The following is a 251-nucleotide window of genomic DNA, read 5'->3' as shown; positions in this document are numbered from 1 at the left end:
ATGGTCGGTCTCCAATTGGTCTTCGATGGTGAAGTGCTGTCCGCACCATTTGCATTTGCCTTTCTGGTCTTTTAGCATTCGGGCTTCTTGGTTTGGGATTTCTGGTGATTTCCCTCTCCTCGTTGCCCAATAAACCCAATTTCCGTCATACGTTGATGCGTTTGGTCTAACCAATGTGTGGTAGACAATGGGAGTCCAGGCGTGTTTTTGGAGTCGTAGACCATCCTTAGTTTGGAATATCCACTTATCCT

1 pseudogene is annotated in these 251 nt (G+C 46.6%); it reads right to left on the bottom strand.

Annotated features, from left to right (window positions below):
- Nucleotides 1-251: pseudogene (locus AC0QHF_RS00385) on the bottom strand (group II intron reverse transcriptase/maturase); the annotation flags it as partial.

It is taken from the genome of Lyngbya sp. CCY1209 (genome assembly GCF_055795065.1).
This window is presented reverse-complemented; position numbering and strand designations above follow the sequence as displayed.